Here is an 18,434-nt window from a genome sequence, read left to right as displayed (position 1 = left end):
GCCTCCGGGAACCCCCGGAGCCGGGAACTCAGCCCCGGGCGCCCAGCAGGTGATCCATCGCCAGCTGGTCGAGGCGCTCGAAGCCCATCCCGCGCGCGGCGGCGGCATCGGCGTCGAAGTCCTCGAAGGCGGACCGGTCACCGAGCAGGGTCTGGAGGCCGTCGGCCGCCGTGGGCTCGGCCAGCTGGTCCAGGCGGGCCGCGCGCAGCGCCTCCTGCACCTCGGGATCGGAACGGAAGGCGGCCGCGCGGTCCTTGAGGATGAGGTAGTTGCGCATGCAGCCGGCCGCCGAGGCCCACACACCGTCGAGGTCCTCGGTCCGCGGCGGCTTGAAGTCGAAGTGCTTCGGACCGCTGTAGCCGGCCGACTCCAGCAGGTCCACCAGCCAGAACGCGGCGCGCAGGTCACCGGCGCCGAACCGGAGGTCCTGGTCGTACTTGATGCCGGACTGGCCGTTGAGGTCGATGTGGAACAGCTTGCCGGCCCACAGCGCCTGCGCGATGCCGTGCGGGAAGTTCAGCCCGGCCATCTGCTCGTGGCCGACCTCGGGGTTGACGCCGTACAGCTCGGGCCGCTCCAGGCGCTCGATGAACGCCAGGGCGTGGCCGACGGTCGGCAGCAGGATGTCGCCGCGCGGCTCGTTCGGCTTGGGCTCGATGGCGAAGCGGATGTCGTAGCCCTGGGAGGTGACGTACTCGCCGAGCAGGTCGAAGGCCTCCTTCATCCGGTCCAGGGCGACCCGTACGTCCTTGGCGGCACCGGACTCGGCTCCCTCACGGCCGCCCCAGGCCACGTACACCTCGGCGCCGAGCTCGACCGCGAGGTCGATGTTGCGGACGGTCTTGCGCAGCGCGTAGCGGCGCACGTCGCGGTCGTTGGCGGTGAAGGCGCCGTCCTTGAACACGGGGTGGGTGAACAGGTTGGTCGTCGCCATCGGCACCTTCATGCCGGTGGAGTCCAGCGCCTGGCGGAACCGCTTGATGTGTCCCTCGCGCTCGCTGTCGCTCGAGCCGAACGGGATCAGGTCGTCGTCGTGGAAGGTGACGCCGTGGGCGCCCAGCTCGGACAGGCGCTGCACCGACTCGACCGGGTCGAGGGCGCGTCGGGTGGCGTCACCGAACGGGTCCCGTCCCTGCCAGCCGACGGTCCACAGGCCGAAGGTGAACCTGTCCTCGGGGGTGGGCTGGTAGTTCATGCCGCGGCTCCTTGCTCGATGAGGCTATTTCGTCATGGCGATTTACAAATTAGTATGCAGCAGCATCTCTGGGAAGATGGTCAGCCCGCCGAGCCGCGCTAGAGGGAGAAAACGATGTCAGCAGCCGAGGGTCCGCTCGTCGTCGGCGTGGACACGTCCACCCAGTCCACCAAGGCGCTGGTCGTCGACGCGGCCACCGGGCGGGTCGTGGCGAGCGGCCAGGCACCGCACACGGTGACCTCGGGAGCGGGCCGGGAGAGCGATCCGCGTCAGTGGTGGGACGCCCTGACGGAAGCCCTGCGCCAGTGCGGTCGGGCGGCACACGAGGCCGCCGCGGTGTCGATCGGCGGCCAGCAGCACGGGCTGGTCACCCTGGACGCCCACGGCGAGCCGGTACGCCCGGCGCTGCTGTGGAACGACGTGCGCTCCGCGCCCCAGGCCCACCGGCTGACCGAGGAGCTGGGCGGTACGAAGTTCTGGGCCGAGCGCACCGGAAGCGTGCCGGCCGCCTCCTTCACGGTCACCAAGTGGGCCTGGCTGGCGGAGCACGAGCCGGAGGCGGTCCGCGCCACCAGGGCCGTCCGCCTCCCCCACGACTATCTGACCGAGCGGCTCACCGGGCAGGGCACGACCGACCGCGGCGACGCCTCCGGCACCGGCTGGTGGGCCTCCGGGACCGAGGCGTACGACGAGGAGATCCTCGCGCACGTGGGGCTGGACCCGGCGCTGCTCCCCCGTGTCGTGCGCCCCGGCGAGGTGGCCGGGACCGTGCGCGAGAGCCATGACCTGCCGTTCTCCAAGGGCACCCTGGTGGCCTGCGGCACCGGGGACAACGCGGCCGCCGCGCTCGGCCTGGGGGTACGGCCCGGCACGCCGGTGATGAGCCTCGGCACTTCGGGCACGGTGTACGCGGTGTCGCGGCGGCGGCCCGCCGACCCGACCGGCACCGTGGCGGGCTTCGCCGACGCGCGCGGCGACTGGCTGCCGCTCGCCTGCACACTCAACTGCACGCTCGCCGTGGACAGGGTCGCGACGCTGCTGGGCCTGGACCGCGAGGCCGTCGAGCCGGGCGAGGGTGTCACGCTCCTGCCCTTCCTGGACGGCGAGCGCACCCCGAACCTTCCGAACGCGTCCGGTCTGCTGCACGGGCTGCGCCACGACACGACCGGCGGCCAGCTTCTCCAGGCCGCCTACGACGGTGCCGTGCACTCGCTGCTGGGCGCGCTGGACCGCGTGGTCGACGAGGACGCGGACCCGTCGGCGCCCCTGCTGCTGATCGGCGGCGGCGCGCGGGGCGCGGCCTGGCAGCAGACCGTACGGCGGCTGTCGGGGCGGCCCGTGCAGGTGCCCGAGGCGCGGGAGCTGGTCGCGCTGGGGGCGGCGGCGCAGGCGGCCGGCCTGCTCACCGGCGAGGACCCGGCCGCGGTCGCCCGCCGCTGGGACACGGCCGCGGGGCCGGTGCTGGAGGCGGTGGAACGGGACGAAAAAACGCTGGCCAGGATCGCCGGGGTACTCTCCGACGCGGCCCCGCTCCTGGAGCGCGGCACGGACACCGCCTGACGGCCGGGAACAGACTCCGGGCCGGTCCGGAACCGGTTCACGACCGATTCAGGACCGACCGGGAACGACCCGGCCCCGACCGAGAACTGACGGAGGCATGAGCGCACCCTTGCACGAGGCCCGCCCGCCCGGCCCGGGGCGGGCACTGCCCTCGGCCGGTCCGGAGCGGCGCGCGCTGCCCGACACACAGCAGGGCATGCGCCGCCGCAATCTCTCGCGGGTGATGCACACCGTCAGCGCCGAGGGCCCGCTGTCCCGGGCCGCCGTCGCCTCACACATCGGTCTGACCAGGGCGGCGGTGTCCACCTTGGTGGACGAGCTCGTCCGCTCGGGCCTGCTGGAGGAACTGGGCCCCGAGCGGCCCGGACGCGTGGGCCGGCCCGGCTCGGCACTCGCCGTCAGCGGAGGCGGTCCGGCCGGGATCGGCGCCGAGGTCGGCGTCGACCATCTCGCGGTCTGCGCGGTCGACCTGCGCGGAGAGGTCCGGACGCGGGCCGTGCGCCACGTCCCGAACCGCGGCCGCTCCCCCGGGACCGTGAGCGAGGAGCTGACCGCACTGCTGCTGCGGGTCGTCGGCGCGATCGAGGACGAGGGTCTGTGGCCGGCCGGACTGACCGTGGCCGTACCGGGCCTGGTGGCACGCGACGCCCGGACCGTCGTCCGCGCGCCGAACCTGGGCTGGCACGACACCGACCTCGGCGCCCTGCTCCCGGCACGGATCCCGCTGACCGTGGCCAACGAGGCCAACTGCGGTGCGCTGGCCGAACTCTGGCTCGGCGAGGGCACCCCGCGCGACTTCCTCCATGTGTCGGCCGAGATCGGCATCGGCGCCGCGGTGGTCGTGGACGGGCGACTGCTGCTCGGAAACCGGGGCTTCGCGGGCGAGTTGGGCCATGTGCCGGTCCGGCCCGACGGCCCCGAGTGCGCGTGCGGCGGCCGCGGCTGCCTGGAGCAGTACGCCGGCGAGGAGGCCGTGCTGCGCGCCGCCGGCCTGGAGCCCGGCGAGGACCGCGTGGGCCTGCTCGCGGGCCGCGCCGAGCGGGGCGACCCCGCCGTACGACGTGCCCTGCACGACGCGGGAACGGCGCTGGGCATCGCGCTGACCGGGGCGGTCAATCTCCTGGACCCCGAGAGCGTCGTCCTGGGCGGCGCGCTGTCCGGACTCGCCCCCTGGCTGCTGCCGTCGCTCCGCTCGGAACTGGCCCGGCGCACGGCGGGCCCGGCCTGCCCGGTCTCGGTGTCCGCCCTGGGTCCCGAGGGCCCCCTGCTGGGCGCGGCCCACTCGGTGATCCGGGGAGTCCTGGACGACCCCGCGTCCGTCGCCGAGCGGGCTTGAACCGGACTGCCCGGCCGGTCCCGGCCATTCGGTCCGCCGTGGGGTGCGGTGGCCGGGGCAGTGGGGCAGTGGGGCAGTGGGGCAGTGGGGCAGTGGGGCATGGTTGCCGATTGCTGCCACCGGGGTGAGGTGAAGGGGACGTCGACGCGGTCGGGGCCTCGCGGCTAATCCCCGCCGCCTCCACCTCCGCCTCCGCCTCCGTCACCACCACCGCTGTCACTGCCGCCGCCGTCGCCGCTCCCGCCGTCGCCGCCGTCCGATCCCCAGCCGTCGCCGCCGCCGGGCTCGTTGTCGTCCCTGCCCCTGCCGAGGTTGCTGAACCAGGGACGGTCCCACGACGCGTCGTCGGCGCCGGCCGGCTCGTATCCGTTCACCGGGCGGCGCTCCGCCCGGAACCGGGCCGAGCCGGTCGTGTCCCCGAGCCCGAAGGCGACGGCGAAGACCTGCGCCATGACGGCGTCCAGCGGGTCGGGGCTCTCGTACCGCACGGGGGCCAACGGCAGCAGTACCGTGTCCGGCTCCGGCGCCGGCCAACGCGGGGGACGGGTGAGGAGAGCCGCACGCCGTTCGTCGCGCAGGAGCCACGAACTCTCCGCGTTCTTCCTCGACAGCACCCAGTGCCGGTCGGGCAGGCGCACTTCCACGGAACTCCTGGACTTGCGCAGTTTCTTCCGGAGAACCAGCACCGCGGCGACGTCGCCGACGGTCAGCCGAAGGCCCTGGTCGGGTTCGGGGCTGTCGGGGTGGAAACCGCGTGGCGCCCGGATCCGCACCACGGGAGCGCCCGGCCCCCACACGTCCACGCGCACCAGCCGTCGGTCCACGGCGACGGTGACCGGCCCGGCGGGGCCTTGCGCGAACCGCCGCGCGATCCACAGCGGCACCCCCTCGGCACGGGCCCGGGCCGCCAGAGCGGCCACCTGGCCGGGTCCACCGCACCGCCGGACCGCCAGTTCCCCGAGCGTGCGGGCGAACTCCGAGGCCTGTCGCACCTTCAACGGCGTGGTGGGGGGGGGGGGGGGGGGGGGCGGCCCCCCCCCCCCCCGCCCCCCCCCCCCCCCCCCCCCCGGGGGGCCCGCCCCCCCCCCCCCCCCCCCCCCGCGCCCGGGGGGGGGGCCGCCCGCGGCGGCCCCCCCCCCCCCCCCCGGCGGGGGGGGGGGGGGGGGGGCCGCCCCCCCCCCCCCCCACCCCGGTTCCGTCCGGAAGCCACTCCAAGGGGCGTTCCGTCCCGCCGCCTCCGAGCCAGAATCCGCGGTGGAACGCCTCGGCCATGGCGCCGAGGTTCAGCTCGCTCAACGGCGTGATCCTGCCGCCCCTGCGCAGCCGGTCCCCGGTCAGTTCCACGGTCCGTGCCAGTGGATTCCTCGACCGCTCGCCGTAGAGCACCTGGCTCACCACGGCCCCGCCCCCATGTCTGTACGGCCGGCCCGGCCGGCCGTTCTCGTTACTTGCTGACAGCGAACCGCATCAGGGCGTGCTCGTCACCCTGCTTGACCTTGCCCGTCACGTTGATCACCTCGAGCTTCCAGGTGCCTCCGGCCCGGACCGCCTTGGCCACGGCGCAGCAGTTGTCCTGGGTGAGCAGGCTCGGCCAGATGTCGGCGACCTGCTGGGTGCTGCCCCCGGTGGCGTCGTAGACCTTGAAACTGATGTTGCGCGCCTTCTGGAAGGCACTGCCCTTCTTGTAGGCGGCGGCGGCGAACACGATCGCCGTGATGTTGGACGGGATCCGGGCGAACTCGACGGTCACGGTCTCGTCGTCCCCGTCGCCGTGCCCGGTCTGGTTGTCGCCGCTGTGCACCAACGCGCCGTTGCCCAGGGGATCGAGCGAGTCGAGACCCGCCAGGCGCACCGGGTCGCCGCCCTGCATGGCGATGGCGATCAGGTCGAGGTCCGTGCCGGTCTTGCGGCGCAGCTTGCCCAGCACCCCACCGCTGCTGCCGGCGGTCGGGTCCCAGGAGGCCCCGATGGACAGGTGGGTCACTCCGTCCAGGTCCGCCGGGCCGTCTTCCTTCGTAAGCGTGATCATGAGCGGGTCATCCTTCATCAAGACGGACTACAACACGCAAAGTGTGCCCGATGCTCTGTCCGTCCCCTGCGACCGGCCCCGAGGAGGGACGGCGGGGCCTTCCGCCGGGAGGCTTCCCACCGCCGCCCTCACGCCGGCCGCTCCTCGAGTTCCGCGCGGTCGGGGACGAACCAGAGGTGCTTGCCCCGGTTCGCCTCGCGCACGAAGTCGCGGAGGGCGTCACTGCCGGCCACGTGGGCGGTGATGTCGCCGATGACCGCCAGGCGGATGCGGTGGTTGACGAACTTCTGCACGACCTCGCCGGCCACGCCCGAACGCAGGGCGAAGAAGTCGTCCGCCACCCGCTCGACCGGGACGGCCACCATGTCGGCCCGACACCCCGGGGCGTCACCGATCAGATCGAGGGCGCTCTGCCCGTCGCTCAGTTTCGATCCGTCCCTGTCGCACATGAGGACGGAGACTCCGTGCACGGCCTCGAGGTGACTGGCTGTCATGATGCGATCATATGCGAGTGAGCGCATCGCCTCACTGATCGATTACGAAACGCCCAACCACTGGTTGCCACACGGTGAGCAGGTCACTATGAGGCCATGACACCGGCGCAGCAAGCCATGGAGCGACTTCGGGCCTGGCCCGATCTCACTGTCTGCAAGGCGGGGTGCGGTACCGGACAAGCTCTCCGTTTCGCCCGCGACGAGGTCGTCCACTTCCACACGGGACGGGACGTCGACCTCCACCTGACCCGCCGCGCCATCCAGCGCTTCCGCTACGACCTGAGCGCCTCGACCGCGATCCAACTGGTCCCGGGCTCGAACTGGGTGACGGTGCATCTGGACTGCGCCACCGACATCGACCTGCTGTTGACCCTGGTGAGCGTCGCCCTCAAGGCCCACCAGACCGCCCCTCTCCCCTCCCCCGCACCGACGGCCTCCGGGTGCAATTTCCACCGGGTCACGGTGCTGCCGCGCGACCCGGTGGCCGAACGCTGAGAAGGCGCCCCGGCCCCGCCCCTGGACCGGGTCAGGAGCCTTCGGCGCCGGCGGCCCGTGGCCCCCTCACGGCCGCAGACCGCTGACGATGTCCGCCGTCACCGTCAGGCCGCTGTGGATGGCGGGGGCGATGCCCGAGCCCGCCAGGCAGAACCCGAGCAGCAGGCAGACGATCCCGTGGGAGAGCTTCAGTCCGCCGTTGCGCAGGAAGATCACCGCCAGGACCGCGAGCAGCAGCACCACAGAGATGGAAATGGCCATCGTCAACCTCCTCCGCCACGTCCGCTTCGCGGCGTTCGGCCGCAAGTGTGGCGTAGCGGAGGGTTCGTCCGGGCGGCTGAGCTGTCCTCCGAACGTGTGGTGTCTACGGCTTACCGCGGGCGGTGCGCGTCGAGGAAGGATTCCAGCCCTGCGAGGTCGTCGGTGTTGAGGTGGTCGACGTCCGCGGCGACCAGTTCGCCCCACAGGGCGTCCCGGGCGGGGCCCGGCAGGTCGGGAGTGGCCCAGAACCGCACCGCCTGGCCGCGTCCGTGCGCGGTGCCCACGATGCCGTGCAGTTTCCGCCGCTCGGCGGCGGGGAACGCGCCGACGCCCTGCCAGGTGAAGTGGAGCGTCCAGTTGTCGCTGATCAGCGGGATCAGGGAAGAGCGGGCCGGGCCGCCGAGGTCGGCCAGACGGCCGTCGTAGAAGGCGTGCCGCACCCGCTGGGCCTCCAGGGGAGCGCGGGCGGCACGGTCGCCGGAGACGACGGCGGTGACCGGACCGGGCAGCACCCGGCCGCCCGCGTAGGTGGTGAACAGGTGCCGGTACCGCCGGAGACGGCGGTGGAGTTCGAGGTAGGTGGACGCGCCCTCGGTCTTGATGTCGATGAGCAGCTGGAGCGGCGTGCGGTGCCCCCGGTACACCGACCCGCGGTGGGCCCGCACACGGGCGGTGAGCGGGTCGAGGTAGAGGGACTCGAGAGTGCGGGACGGGTCGAGGTCCTCGGGGCCGTGGGCGACGAGGAGTCGGCCGCCGACGAGGTGGATGTCGGCCTCGACGCTGCCGAAGCGGTGGTCGAGGGCGTCGAGGAGGGGACGCGGGTGCTCGTAGTCGTTGTGGGCGTGGGCCCGCCACAACGGCCGCGGACGGTACCCGTGTTCACCGGCCAGTGCCTGGGTGGCCGGCAGGACGAACGAGGCCGCGAGGGTGGTGCCGAGGGTGGTGAGGGCTCTGCGACGGGTGGTGAGGGCCATGCTCCGCCTCCCTGGAATGGTGTACGGGGACCTCTGGAGTATGAGGTCCGCGCGTACCCAAGGAGCAGGGCTGTGACGCGAGTTGGCCGATCCGCCGTCGCACGTTCACCTCGCGGGAAGCCGGACGCACGGGAGAGCCCGCCGTCACGGCGGGCTCTCCCGTGGGACGTCCGGCCGGGCGTGAGTACCCGTGCCCGGCTGATTCGACGGTGTGGAGAGGCGGGTGACGAGGTGTCAGGGTGACCGCAGGTCGACGAGTTCGGCCAGTTCCTCGCGGTGGGCGCCCGCCGTACCGTAGGCGATCGAGTCGGCCTTGGCCCGCTTCAGGTACAGGTGGACCGGGTGCTCCCAGGTCATCCCGATGCCGCCGTGCAGCTGCAGCGCCTCCTCGGCGGCGTGGACGGCGACCTGGCCCGCGTAGGCCTGCGCGACAGCGACGGCGACGGCCGCATCGGCCCCGTCACCCGCGGCCGCCGCCTCGGTGGCCAGCGCGTCCGCCGCGTTGCGGGCCGTGGCACGGAGGTTGACGACCTCGAGCCACAGCTGGGCGAGCCGGTGCTTGAGCGCCTGGAAACCGCCCACCGGCCGGTTGAACTGCCTCCGGTCCTTCAGATAGCGGACGGTCTCCGTCAACGACCATTCGGCCAGCCCGAGTTGTTCCGAGGCCAGCAGTCCGGCACCCGCGCGCAGAGCGCGTCGTACGGCGGGTCCGGCGTCGCCCGCCCGGTGCCCCCGGGCGTCGTCCAGGGTGACGCGGGCCAGGGGGCGGGTCAGGTCCAGGGACGTCTGCCCGGTGACGGTGACGCCGGCGGCGTCCGCCTCGACGGCGTACAGCCCGCCGTCGTCCGCCGGGACGAGCAGCACGTCGGCCGCGGCCGCGTCCGCGATGCCGGTCAGCTCGCCGCGCAGGACGCCGTCCGCCGCACGGACGGCGGGAAAGGACGTACCCGGGGCGGTGTGCAGAGGGACGGCGAGGGCACCGATCCGGCGCGCGGACGCCAGCGAGGCGAGCACCTCGTCCCCGTCGGCACAGGCCAGCAGCGCCTCGGTGGCCACGACGGCGCTGGTCAGGTAGGGCACGGGGGCGACGGCCCGCCCCAGTTCCTCGAGGACGACCGCGGCCTCCCGGTGCGTGGCGCCCTGGCCGCCGCGGTCCTCGGGCACCAGCAGCCCGGCGAGGCCCATGCCGTCGGCGAGCGCCTTCCACAGGGACAGGTCGTGCGGGGTGTCCGACTCGGTGCGGGAGATCACCCGGGCCGCGTCGCAGTGGTCGGTGAGCAGGTCCCGGACGGCGGCGCGCAGCGCCTCTTCCTCCTCCGAGTAGAGGAGATCGGGCCGGGTGCTCACCGGACTCTCCGGGCCGGCGTTCGTCGGGCTCGTCGGGCTCGTCGTGCTCATCGGGCCAGGTCCTTCCAGGCGACGTCCTTGTCGGTACGCGGCTCGGCCGGGAGGCCCAGGACGCGCTCGGCAACGATGTTCAGCAGGACCTCGCTGGTCCCGCCCTCGATGCTGTTGCCCTTGGAGCGGAGGTAGCGGTAGCCGGCCTCGCGACCGGTGAAGTCGACCAGTTCGGGGCGCCGCATGGTCCAGTCGTCGTACAACAGGCCCTCGGACCCGAGGAGTTCCACCTCCAAGCCGCTGATCTGCTGGTTGAGGCGGGCGAAGCCCAGTTTCATCCCGGCGCCCTCCGGGCCCGGCTGGCCCGCGACGAGCTGCTGGCGCAGGCGTTCGCCGGTGAGCCGGGCGACCTCGGCCTCCACCCAGAGCCCGAGCAGGCGCTGGTGCAGGTCGTGGGTGCGCAGTTCGGGACGTTCGCGCCAGGTCCTCGCGACCGGGCCGATCATGCCGCCCTCCCGGGGCAGCCGCATGCCGCCGATGGCCACGCGTTCGTTGTTGAGCGTGGTCTGCGCGACCCGCCAGCCGTCGCCGGTCTCGCCGAGCCGGTGGGAGTCGGGGATGCGGACGCCGGTGAGGAAGACCTCGTTGAACTCGGCCTCACCGGTGATCTGGCGCAGTGGCCGTACCTCGACGCCGGGGTCGGTCATGTCGCAGACGAAGTAGGTGATGCCCCGGTGCTTGGGCACGTCCGGGTCGGTGCGGGCGATGAGGATGGCCCAGCGGGCGGCATGGGCGCTGGAGGTCCACACCTTCTGCCCGTCGACCACCCAGCCGTCCCCGTCCACACGGACCGCCCGGGTGCCCAGGGCCGCCAGGTCGGATCCGGCGCCCGGCTCGCTGAACAGCTGGCACCAGACCTCCTCGCCGGTCCACAGCGGCCGCAGGAAGCGCCGCCGCTGCTCCTCCGTGCCGTACTGCAGGATCGTCGGCGCGGCCATGCCCAGGCCGATGCCGATGCGCCGCGGGTCGTTGTCGGGCGCCCCGGCGGCCTCCAGTTCGGCGTCCACGACGGCCTGGAGGGACCGCGGGGCGCCGAGTCCGCCGAGCCCTTCGGGGTAGTGCACCCAGGCGAGTCCCGCGTCGAAGCGGGCCCGCAGGAAGTCGAGGCGGGCGGTGCCGGCGGGCGGCTGCGCGGCCAGCAACTCCTGGGTGCGCCGCCTCAGTTCGGCTGCGTCGGTCATGCGACGGCTCCGTTCTCCGCTGCGGGCAGCACGGCGACGCGTCCGGTGGTGACACCGTCCGCGACCCGCTGCACGGCGCCGGCGGCACCGGTCAGCGGCACGCGCTCGCTCACCAGCGGCTTGACGGCGCCCCGGGCGGCCAGCTCCAGAAGCTGCTCGTGGCAGTGCTGGACCAGCTTCGGGTTCCTGGTGTTGTAGAGGCCCCAGTGCAGGCCGAGGACCGAGTAGTTCTTCACCAGGGCGTGGTTCAGCGCCGGGCTGGGAATCGCACCGCTCGCGAAGCCGACGACCACGATCCGGCCCTCGAAGGCCACGACCTTGGTGGACTGGGCGTAGGCCTCTCCGCCGACCGGGTCGTAGATCACGTCGGCGCCCCGGCCGCCGGTGGCCTCCTTCACCGCGGCGATGACGTCCTGCTCACGCCGGTCGATCACCACGTCGCAGCCCAGTTCGCGGGCGACGGAGACCTTCGCCCCGCCGCCGACCACGCCGATGACGGTGGCGCCGGCGGCCTTGCCGAGCTGCACGGCCGCGCTGCCGACCCCACCCGCGGCGGCGTGCACGAGCAGCGTCTCCCCGGCCTCCAGGCCGGCCCGGCGGTGCAGCCCGAACCAGCCGGTCTGGTAGCCGATGTGCAGGGCCGCGGCCTCGGCGTCGTCCAGTGCTTCCGGGGCGGAGCGCAGTCCGGCGGCGTCCGCGACGGCGTACTCGGCGAAACCGCCGTACGGCAGCGCGGGATTGGCGAGCACCCGGCGCCCGTCCTCGGTCTCGCCGCAGATCTCCACGCCCGGGGTGAACGGCAGCGGCGGCCTGACCTGGTACTGGCCCCGGCACATCAGCGCGTCCGGGAAGTTGATGTTCGCGGCACGCACCTTCAGCAGGACCTGGCCCTCACCGGGCGTGGGCCGCTCCACGTCCGCGAGGCTCATCACCTCGCCCGGCTCGCCGATCTCGTGCACCTGCCATGCCTGCATGCGGAGCCTCCACGGGACTGTGAACGTCGGGTTCGCCTGACCGGGTCCCCCGCATACTAAGCGGTCGCTTGCCTTCAGGGAACCGTCTCGTACGTCACGGCCTTCCGCGCCCCGGTCCGCCGAGGGGCGCCTCGTCCGTCAGGACCGCTTGGGACGTGCCCGTACGTGCATCCGCTCCCCCTGCGGACCGAACAGGCTGAGGAACTCCACCGGCCCCTCCCCCGTCGACCCGAAGGCGTGCGGCACACGCGTGTCGAACTCCGCCGCCTCCCCCGCCGTCAGCACCACGTCGTGCTCACCCAGGACCAGTCGCAGCTTGCCGGACAGCACGTACAGCCACTCGTAACCCTCGTGCGTGCGGGGCTCCGGCTCGAACGTGCGCTGCGGTTCGAGCACCTTGTACGCCTGGAGCCCGCCGGGCTGGCGGGTGAGCGGCCAGTGGGTGCGTCCGCAGTGCTGGAACGGCTTGGGGCGGATGCGCGGATCGCCGACCGGTGGCGCCCCCACCAGTTCGTCCAGCGGCACCTGGTGGGCCTGCGCGATCGGCAGCAGCAGTTCCAGGCTGGGTTTGCGCAGTCCGGACTCCAGCCGCGAGAGGGTGCTCACGGAGATGCCGGTCGCCTCGGACAGCCCTGAGAGGGTCACCTCCCGCTCCTTCCTGATCCGCCTCAGCCGGGGACCCACATCCGCGAGAACGTCGTCGGTAGTCATACGGATATTGCAGGATCGGCAAAGGCATTTGTCAATCCGGCAGTACTCGGGCGACGGTCGACGTGGAGGTGGTCACCATGACCGAGAAGAGCGGGAAGGCCCGCGAAGGACGCACGCACGGGACCGGAGGGACGGACGGCACCGGCACCGGCTACGACGTGGTGGTGGTCGGAGGTGGTGCGGCCGGGCTGTCCGCCGCGCTGGTGCTCGGCCGGGCCCGGCTGCGGACCCTGGTCGTCGACGCGGGCGAGCCGCGCAACGCGCCCTCGTCCCACATGCAGGGCTATCTGTCGCGGGACGGGATGTCACCGGCCGCGTTCCTGGCCGCCGGCCGTGAGGAGATCGCGGGCTACGGCGTCGAACTGCTCGCGGGCCGGGTGACGGACGTGACCCGGAACGGCACCGGCACCAGTGGCGCGGGGTTCGCCGTACTGCTGGACGACGGCCGGACCGTCCGCGCGCGGCGGCTGGTCGTCGCCACCGGGCTGAAGGACGAGCTGCCCACTGTCCCCGGGGTCGCCGAACGGTTCGGGCGGGACGTGCTGCACTGCCCGTTCTGCCACGGCTGGGAGGTCCGCGACCAGTCGTTCGGGGTGCTCGCCTCCAGCGCCATGAGTGTGCACCAGGCGCTGATGGTGTCCCGGTGGTCCAAGGACGTCACCTTCTTCCTGCACACGGTCGCGGAGGAGGAACTGTCCGACCAGGACCTGCGCCGGCTGGCCGCGGCCGGCGTCGGTGTGGTGCCCGGCGAGGTCGCGGAACTGGTGGTCGAGGAGGACCGGCTCACCGGCGTCCGCCTCGCCGACGGCTCCGTCCACGCCCGCTCCGTGCTGTACGTCGGGCCGCGCCCCGTGCCGCGGACGGGCCTGCTGGAGCGGCTCGGCGCCGAGCTGTCCGAGACCCCGCTCGGCGCGTACCCGGTCGTGGACCCGACGGGCCTGACCTCGGTGCCGGGCGTCTGGGCGGCGGGCAACGCGGTCGGCTTCGCCGAACAGGTCGTCCACGCGGCGAGCGGGGGCTACCGGGCGGCGGCGGCGATCGTCGGGGATCTGCTGATGACGGACCTGGACGCCGCGGTGACCGCCTGATCCGCGGCTGCTTCGGCGATCCGGATGTGGACCGCCGGGCCCCGTAGCACCATGGCTGCATGCTGCTGTCCCGACTGGCCCGTGTGTCGCAGGAGGTCGCCGCCACCTCGGCGAGGTCCCGGAAGATCGCGCTGCTCGCGGAGCTGTTCCGGGACGCGGAGGCGGACGACGTCCCCGTCGTCATCCCGTATCTGGCGGGACGGCTGCCGCAGGGCCGGATCGGCGTGGGCTGGAAGACGCTGAGCCGGCCGGTCGCCCCGGCGGAGCGGGCGACCTTGACCGTCCGCGCCGTCGACGCCCTGCTCGGCCGGCTCGCCGGGGTGTCCGGCCCCGGTTCGCAGGCCGAGCGGGCCCTGCTGGTCGGGGAGCTGCTGGGCGCGGCGACCGAGGACGAGCAGCGGTTCCTGCTCGCTCTGCTCAGCGGCGAGGTCCGGCAGGGGGCCCTGGACGCGGTCGCCGTGGAGGGACTGGCGCGGGCGACCGGGGCACCGGCGGCCGAGGTGCGGCGGGCGGTGATGCTGGCGGGCTCGCTGCAGGCCGTGGCCGGTGCCCTGCTGGCCGACGGCCCCGAGGCACTGGGGCGGTTCCGTCTCACGGTGGGGCACCCCGTGCTGCCGATGCTGGCGCACAGCGCCTCCTCGGTCGCCGAGGCGGTGGGGAAACTGGGGGCGGCGGCGGTCGAGGAGAAACTGGACGGCATCCGCGTCCAGGTGCACCGCGACGGCGACACGGTGCGCGTGCACACCCGCGCCCTGGACGACATCACCGACCGGCTGCCCGAAGTGACGGCGGCGGCACGGGCGCTGCCGGGCGAGCGGTTCGTCCTGGACGGTGAGGTCGTCTCGTTCGACGAGCGGCAGCGGCCCCGCTCGTTCCAGGAGATCTCCGGACGGGTCGGTTCCCGGGTGGACGTGGCCACGGCCGCCCGGGACGTGCCCGTCTCCCCCGTCTTCTTCGACGTGCTGTCCGTCGACGGCCGTGACCTGCTGGATCTCCCCTTCGCCGACCGGCACGCGGAGCTGGCCCGGCTGGTGCCGCAGGCCATGCGGGTACGGGGCACCAGGGTGTCCGGGCCCCAGGACGTACGGGCGGCGGAGGACTTCCTCGCCGACACGCTGGCGCGCGGTCACGAGGGGGTCGTGGTCAAGGGACTCGACGCCCCCTACAGCGCCGGGCGGCGCGGCGCGTCCTGGCTGAAGGTCAAGCCCGTGCACACGCTCGACCTGGTGGTGCTGGCGGCCGAGTGGGGCCACGGACGCCGTACCGGCAAGCTGTCCAACCTGCACCTGGGCGCCCGCACCGCCGACGGCGGCTTCGTGATGCTCGGCAAGACCTTCAAGGGGATGACCGACGCCATGCTGACGTGGCAGACCGAACGGCTGCGCGAACTGGCCACCGGCCCCGGCGGAAGCGACCCGGGCGCGTACGTCGTCACCGTGCGTCCGGAACTCGTCGTGGAGATCGCCTACGACGGCCTCCAGCGCTCCACCCGCTACCCGGCCGGTATCACCCTGCGCTTCGCCCGGGTGGTCCGCTACCGCGAGGACAAGCGCCCGGACGAGGCGGACACGGTGGAGACCCTGCTCGCCGCTCACCCGGGGACAGTCCCGTGACGGGCGCCCGAAGCGCGGGCCTGCTGGTGTTCCGGCACACCGATCACGGGCTCGAGGTGTTGCTCGGTCATATGGGCGGCCCGTTCTTCGCCCGTCGGGACGCCGGCGCGTGGACCGTGCCGAAGGGCGAGTACGACGCCGGTGAGACGGCCTGGGACGCGGCGCGCCGGGAGTTCGAGGAGGAGCTGGGCCTGCCGCCGCCCGACGGGGAGGCCGTGCCGCTCGGCGAGGTCCGGCAGTCGGGCGGCAAGACCGTCACGGCCTGGGCCGTCGAGGGCGACCTCGACCCGGCGGCCGTCGTGCCCGGCACCTTCCGGATGAAGTGGCCGCCGAAATCGGGCCGGATTCAGGAGTTCCCGGAGCTGGACCGGGTGGAGTGGCTTCCCCTGGACCGGGCGCGGGAACTGGTCGTCTCCGCCCAGGCGACGTTTCTCGACCGCTTGGCGGAGCACTCACGCTGAGGAACCCTTCCGCGTTGCGACGCCCACCGTGGCGCGGGAGGGTCGACATGCACGCCCCGTCCCCAGGGAGGCCAGCCATGCCCATCGCAACGGTGAATCCGGCGAACGGCGAGACGCTCAGGACCTACGAGGCCATGGGCGAGGAGGAGACCGAGCGCCGGCTCCAGCTCGCGGAGGCCACGTTCCGCACGTACCGGACGACGGCCTTCGAGGAGCGCGCCCGTCTGCTGCACCGGGCCGCCGACCTCCTCGACGAGGACCGGCGGAGCATCGCCGAGGTGATGACCACCGAGATGGGCAAGCCCGTGGGGCAGGCCCGCGCGGAGGCCGCCAAGTGCGCCAAGGCGATGCGCTGGTACGCCGACCACGCGGCGGACCTTCTCGCCGACGAGGAGCCCGACCCGTCCGACGTGAAGGACTCCGGCGCCTCCCGGGTCCTGGTGCGCTACCGGCCGCTCGGCCCGGTGCTCGCCGTCATGCCGTGGAACTTCCCGCTGTGGCAGGTCGTACGGTTCGCCGCGCCCGCGCTGATGGCCGGCAACGTGGGCCTGCTCAAGCATGCCTCGAACGTGCCGCAGACCGCCCTGTACCTGGAGGACCTGTTCCACCGGGCGGGCTTTCCCGAGGGCTGTTTCCAGACCCTGCTCATCGGCTCCGCCGCGGTCGACGACATCCTGCGGGACGAGCGGGTCAGGGCGGCCACCCTCACCGGCAGTGAGCCCGCGGGACGCGCGGTGGCCTCCACCGCCGGGGAAATGATCAAGAAGACGGTGCTGGAGCTGGGCGGGAGCGACCCGTTCGTCGTCATGCCCTCCGCCGACCTGGACCGGGCCGCCGAGGTCGCGGTCACCGCGCGGGTGCAGAACACCGGGCAGTCCTGCATCGCCGCCAAGCGGTTCATCGTGCACACGGATGTCTACGACGCGTTCGCCGAACGCTTCACCCGGGGCATGCGGGCACTGACGACCGGCGACCCCATGGACGAGGACACGGATGTCGGCCCGCTCGCCAGCGAGCAGGGCCGGAAGGACCTGACGGAGCTGGTCGACGACGCCGTACGGTCCGGGGCGCACGTGCTGTGCGGCGGCGAACTCCCCGACGGGCCCGGCTGGTACTACCCGCCGACCGTCCTGGCCGGGATCACCCGTGACATGCGCATCCACCGGGAGGAGGCCTTCGGCCCGGTCGCCACGCTGTACCGGGCGGCCGACCTGGACGAGGCGGTGCTGATCGCCAACGACTCCCCGTTCGGCCTGAGTTCCAACGTCTGGACACAGGAGGAGGCCGAGGTCGGCCGGTTCGTCCGGGACCTGGAGGCGGGCAGCGTCTTCGTGAACGGGATGACGGCGTCCCATCCGGCGCTCCCGTTCGGCGGGGTCAAGCGGTCCGGGTACGGGCGTGAGCTGTCCGGGCACGGAATCCGCGAGTTCTGCAACATCACCACGGTTTGGCACGGTGCGTGACGCTCCCGCGGTTACGATCCGATCTGTGAACCGCGAAGTGACTCTGCCTCTGATCGTCGACCACCGCGGTACCTTGCAGGTCTCCGCGGCGGACGTGAGCAAATTGCTGCGCACGATGGGCGGGCGGTGGCTGCATCTCGTGGAGTCCGGCGACGACCGGCTCGACGAGGACACGGTCGCCGCGCTCACCATCGAACTGGCGAAACTGGCCGACCGGATCGACGTGGCGTGCATCGCCCACAGCAGCGGGAGCAGGGCCTGAAGCCTGCCCCGGAGAAGCGCGGGCGGCGGTCCGCCGGCCGCGTGCTCAGACCGGCCGGAGCAGCGTCCTCCAGAACAGCGACTCGTAGCTCTGCAGCAGGTGGCCGTACCCCCGCGCCAGGCTCTCGTTGAGGCGGCCCGTGTCCAGGCCGTCCTGGACCGCTCCGGCCGCCGTCCGGTCCAGGCCGGGGGCCGGTTCGGCGAAGAAGTCGAAGAATCCGCAGGCCTCGTCCGTGAAGCCGTAGTGGGTGCGCAGCGCCTCGGCGATGGTGGCGCAGTAGCCGCCCCAGGCCGAGAAGTTGGCGGTCACCGAGAGGACGGCGTCCGCCGGTGCCGCGTTGAGGGCCAGCCAGGCGACGTAGGCGGGGTAGGCCTGGCAGCCCGGCAGGGGGTCGTACGCCGCCGCTCGTTCCCGGTCCACGCCGCAGGCCGCGGCGAAGGCGTCCAGCCGTGCCGCCGCCAGGTCCTCGCCCTCGGCCAGGGCGGTGAAGTGGGCGGCGGCCCGCGGCTGGTCCGCGGAGCGGTCCGCCAGGTGCTGGAACGCGCGGCGGTCGGCGGGGATCACCCAGCTCTGTTCCAGGGCGAGCGCGGCCAGGGTGTCCCGGTCGGCCTCACCACGGGCGATCAGTGGTACGAGCGGGTTGGACCGGGGGTCCGGGGCCAGTTCCCGCGTGATCGTCTCCAGCAGTTCCCGGGCCGTGCGCGTCATCGCGGTCTCCGTCACGTCGGTCGGCCGGTCCGTGGGACGACCGGCTCCCCCACCATGGTCCCCCAGGAGCCGGGCGGACGTCACCCACGGGGACCCGGCCGCGCGACGGAGCGGCGGGGGGGGGGGGGGGGGGGGGGGGGCCGCCGCGCCGGGCCCCCCCCCCCCCCCCCCCCCCCCCCCCCCCACCAACCCCCCCCCCCCCCCCCCCCGGCCGAAACGAGGCCCCCGCCC

At 73.5% G+C, this 18,434-nt stretch carries 19 protein-coding genes; 8 read left to right on the top strand and 11 right to left on the bottom strand.

Going from position 1 to position 18,434, the window contains the following annotated elements; genetic code table 11:
• Positions 1-28: 28 nt before the first annotated feature.
• The gene (gene xylA, locus ACIF80_RS12695; protein ID WP_399803016.1) at positions 29-1,195 is read right to left on the bottom strand and encodes a xylose isomerase; all 1,167 of its coding nucleotides are present in this window, start codon (positions 1,193-1,195) and stop codon (positions 29-31) included.
• Between the two features lie 114 nt (positions 1,196-1,309).
• Here xylA and xylB point away from each other — a divergent pair, with 114 nt between their 5' ends.
• On the top strand, positions 1,310-2,755 hold the full coding sequence (gene xylB, locus ACIF80_RS12690; RefSeq protein ID WP_399803014.1) for a xylulokinase: 1,446 nt from the start codon (positions 1,310-1,312) through the stop codon (positions 2,753-2,755).
• Positions 2,756-2,852: 97 nt separating this feature from the next.
• Positions 2,853-4,091 (top strand): ROK family protein, encoded by a 1,239-nt coding sequence (locus ACIF80_RS12685; protein ID WP_399803011.1) that lies wholly within the window; start codon positions 2,853-2,855, stop codon positions 4,089-4,091.
• Between the two features lie 164 nt (positions 4,092-4,255).
• Here the strand turns inward: ACIF80_RS12685 and ACIF80_RS12680 are convergent, their stop codons facing one another.
• The 3 genes from ACIF80_RS12680 to ACIF80_RS12670 all read right to left on the bottom strand — a co-directional run bounded on the left by ACIF80_RS12680 (position 4,256) and on the right by ACIF80_RS12670 (position 6,614).
• Positions 4,256-5,083 carry a hypothetical protein gene (locus tag ACIF80_RS12680; RefSeq protein WP_399803009.1) on the bottom strand — a complete coding sequence of 276 codons (828 nt, stop codon included), beginning with the start codon at positions 5,081-5,083 and terminating at the stop codon, positions 4,256-4,258.
• Positions 5,084-5,535: 452 nt separating this feature from the next.
• The gene (locus ACIF80_RS12675; RefSeq protein ID WP_399803006.1) at positions 5,536-6,120 is read right to left on the bottom strand and encodes a TerD family protein; all 585 of its coding nucleotides are present in this window, start codon (positions 6,118-6,120) and stop codon (positions 5,536-5,538) included.
• Positions 6,121-6,248: 128 nt separating this feature from the next.
• Positions 6,249-6,614, bottom strand: a complete 366-nt coding sequence (locus tag ACIF80_RS12670) for a DUF4180 domain-containing protein (RefSeq protein ID WP_399803004.1) — start codon at positions 6,612-6,614, stop codon at positions 6,249-6,251.
• Between the two features lie 96 nt (positions 6,615-6,710).
• On the opposite strand from ACIF80_RS12670, the gene ACIF80_RS12665 reads away from it, so the two are divergent.
• On the top strand, positions 6,711-7,109 hold the full coding sequence (locus tag ACIF80_RS12665) for a luciferase family protein (RefSeq protein ID WP_399803002.1): 399 nt from the start codon (positions 6,711-6,713) through the stop codon (positions 7,107-7,109).
• Between the two features lie 66 nt (positions 7,110-7,175).
• Here ACIF80_RS12665 and ACIF80_RS12660 read toward each other — a convergent pair whose 3' ends face one another.
• The 6 genes from ACIF80_RS12660 to ACIF80_RS12635 all read right to left on the bottom strand — a co-directional run bounded on the left by ACIF80_RS12660 (position 7,176) and on the right by ACIF80_RS12635 (position 12,608).
• A complete protein-coding gene (locus ACIF80_RS12660; protein WP_399803000.1) occupies positions 7,176-7,370 on the bottom strand; it encodes a hypothetical protein in 195 nt (64 codons plus the stop codon).
• Positions 7,371-7,480: 110 nt separating this feature from the next.
• Positions 7,481-8,344 (bottom strand): phosphatidylinositol-specific phospholipase C/glycerophosphodiester phosphodiesterase family protein, encoded by an 864-nt coding sequence (locus ACIF80_RS12655; protein ID WP_399802997.1) that lies wholly within the window; start codon positions 8,342-8,344, stop codon positions 7,481-7,483.
• A gap of 234 nt (positions 8,345-8,578) precedes the next feature.
• On the bottom strand, positions 8,579-9,691 hold the full coding sequence (locus ACIF80_RS12650; protein ID WP_399803924.1) for an acyl-CoA dehydrogenase family protein: 1,113 nt from the start codon (positions 9,689-9,691) through the stop codon (positions 8,579-8,581).
• A gap of 47 nt (positions 9,692-9,738) precedes the next feature.
• A complete protein-coding gene (locus ACIF80_RS12645; protein WP_399802995.1) occupies positions 9,739-10,923 on the bottom strand; it encodes an acyl-CoA dehydrogenase family protein in 1,185 nt (394 codons plus the stop codon).
• On the bottom strand, positions 10,920-11,897 hold the full coding sequence (locus ACIF80_RS12640; protein WP_399802992.1) for an NADPH:quinone oxidoreductase family protein: 978 nt from the start codon (positions 11,895-11,897) through the stop codon (positions 10,920-10,922). The genes ACIF80_RS12645 and ACIF80_RS12640 overlap by 4 nt, the downstream gene beginning before the upstream one ends.
• Before the next feature lie 138 nt (positions 11,898-12,035).
• The gene (locus ACIF80_RS12635; RefSeq protein WP_399802990.1) at positions 12,036-12,608 is read right to left on the bottom strand and encodes a helix-turn-helix domain-containing protein; all 573 of its coding nucleotides are present in this window, start codon (positions 12,606-12,608) and stop codon (positions 12,036-12,038) included.
• Between the two features lie 77 nt (positions 12,609-12,685).
• Here ACIF80_RS12635 and ACIF80_RS12630 point away from each other — a divergent pair, with 77 nt between their 5' ends.
• The 5 genes from ACIF80_RS12630 (at position 12,686) to ACIF80_RS12610 (ending at position 17,495) form a co-directional block, all read left to right on the top strand.
• On the top strand, positions 12,686-13,696 hold the full coding sequence (locus tag ACIF80_RS12630; RefSeq protein WP_399802988.1) for an NAD(P)/FAD-dependent oxidoreductase: 1,011 nt from the start codon (positions 12,686-12,688) through the stop codon (positions 13,694-13,696).
• A gap of 59 nt (positions 13,697-13,755) precedes the next feature.
• Positions 13,756-15,309: an ATP-dependent DNA ligase gene (locus ACIF80_RS12625; RefSeq protein WP_399802986.1), complete on the top strand. Its 1,554-nt coding sequence runs from the start codon at positions 13,756-13,758 to the stop codon at positions 15,307-15,309.
• Positions 15,306-15,770, top strand: coding sequence for an NUDIX domain-containing protein (locus ACIF80_RS12620; protein ID WP_399802983.1), 465 nt, complete (start codon positions 15,306-15,308; stop codon positions 15,768-15,770). Before ACIF80_RS12625 ends, ACIF80_RS12620 begins: the two co-directional genes overlap by 4 nt.
• A gap of 77 nt (positions 15,771-15,847) precedes the next feature.
• The gene (locus ACIF80_RS12615; RefSeq protein WP_399802980.1) at positions 15,848-17,233 is read left to right on the top strand and encodes an NADP-dependent succinic semialdehyde dehydrogenase; all 1,386 of its coding nucleotides are present in this window, start codon (positions 15,848-15,850) and stop codon (positions 17,231-17,233) included.
• 25 nt (positions 17,234-17,258) lie between these two features.
• On the top strand, positions 17,259-17,495 hold the full coding sequence (locus tag ACIF80_RS12610; RefSeq protein WP_388443913.1) for a DUF6213 family protein: 237 nt from the start codon (positions 17,259-17,261) through the stop codon (positions 17,493-17,495).
• 45 nt (positions 17,496-17,540) lie between these two features.
• Here ACIF80_RS12610 and ACIF80_RS12605 read toward each other — a convergent pair whose 3' ends face one another.
• Positions 17,541-18,203, bottom strand: coding sequence for a transcriptional regulator (locus ACIF80_RS12605; RefSeq protein WP_399802976.1), 663 nt, complete (start codon positions 18,201-18,203; stop codon positions 17,541-17,543).
• Positions 18,204-18,434 lie beyond the last annotated feature (231 nt).

The sequence above is a fragment of the Streptomyces sp. NPDC085927 genome, from assembly GCF_044540975.1.
GTDB classification, from domain to species: Bacteria; Actinomycetota; Actinomycetes; order Streptomycetales; family Streptomycetaceae; genus Streptomyces; species Streptomyces hirsutus.
Note: the sequence above shows the minus strand (reverse complement) of the source record. Positions and strands in the feature narration are given on the sequence as shown.

Coding starts and splice junctions, on each gene's coding strand:
- xylA (WP_399803016.1), bottom strand. CDS start 1,195: ATGAACTACCAGCCCACCCCCGAGGACAGGTTCACCTTCGGCCTGTGG.
- xylB (WP_399803014.1), top strand. CDS start 1,310: ATGTCAGCAGCCGAGGGTCCGCTCGTCGTCGGCGTGGACACGTCCACC.
- ACIF80_RS12685 (WP_399803011.1), top strand. CDS start 2,853: ATGAGCGCACCCTTGCACGAGGCCCGCCCGCCCGGCCCGGGGCGGGCA.
- ACIF80_RS12675 (WP_399803006.1), bottom strand. CDS start 6,120: ATGATCACGCTTACGAAGGAAGACGGCCCGGCGGACCTGGACGGAGTG.
- ACIF80_RS12670 (WP_399803004.1), bottom strand. CDS start 6,614: ATGACAGCCAGTCACCTCGAGGCCGTGCACGGAGTCTCCGTCCTCATG.
- ACIF80_RS12665 (WP_399803002.1), top strand. CDS start 6,711: ATGACACCGGCGCAGCAAGCCATGGAGCGACTTCGGGCCTGGCCCGAT.
- ACIF80_RS12660 (WP_399803000.1), bottom strand. CDS start 7,370: ATGGCCATTTCCATCTCTGTGGTGCTGCTGCTCGCGGTCCTGGCGGTG.
- ACIF80_RS12655 (WP_399802997.1), bottom strand. CDS start 8,344: ATGGCCCTCACCACCCGTCGCAGAGCCCTCACCACCCTCGGCACCACC.
- ACIF80_RS12645 (WP_399802995.1), bottom strand. CDS start 10,923: ATGACCGACGCAGCCGAACTGAGGCGGCGCACCCAGGAGTTGCTGGCC.
- ACIF80_RS12640 (WP_399802992.1), bottom strand. CDS start 11,897: ATGCAGGCATGGCAGGTGCACGAGATCGGCGAGCCGGGCGAGGTGATG.
- ACIF80_RS12635 (WP_399802990.1), bottom strand. CDS start 12,608: ATGACTACCGACGACGTTCTCGCGGATGTGGGTCCCCGGCTGAGGCGG.
- ACIF80_RS12630 (WP_399802988.1), top strand. CDS start 12,686: ATGACCGAGAAGAGCGGGAAGGCCCGCGAAGGACGCACGCACGGGACC.
- ACIF80_RS12625 (WP_399802986.1), top strand. CDS start 13,756: ATGCTGCTGTCCCGACTGGCCCGTGTGTCGCAGGAGGTCGCCGCCACC.
- ACIF80_RS12615 (WP_399802980.1), top strand. CDS start 15,848: ATGCCCATCGCAACGGTGAATCCGGCGAACGGCGAGACGCTCAGGACC.
- ACIF80_RS12605 (WP_399802976.1), bottom strand. CDS start 18,203: ATGACGCGCACGGCCCGGGAACTGCTGGAGACGATCACGCGGGAACTG.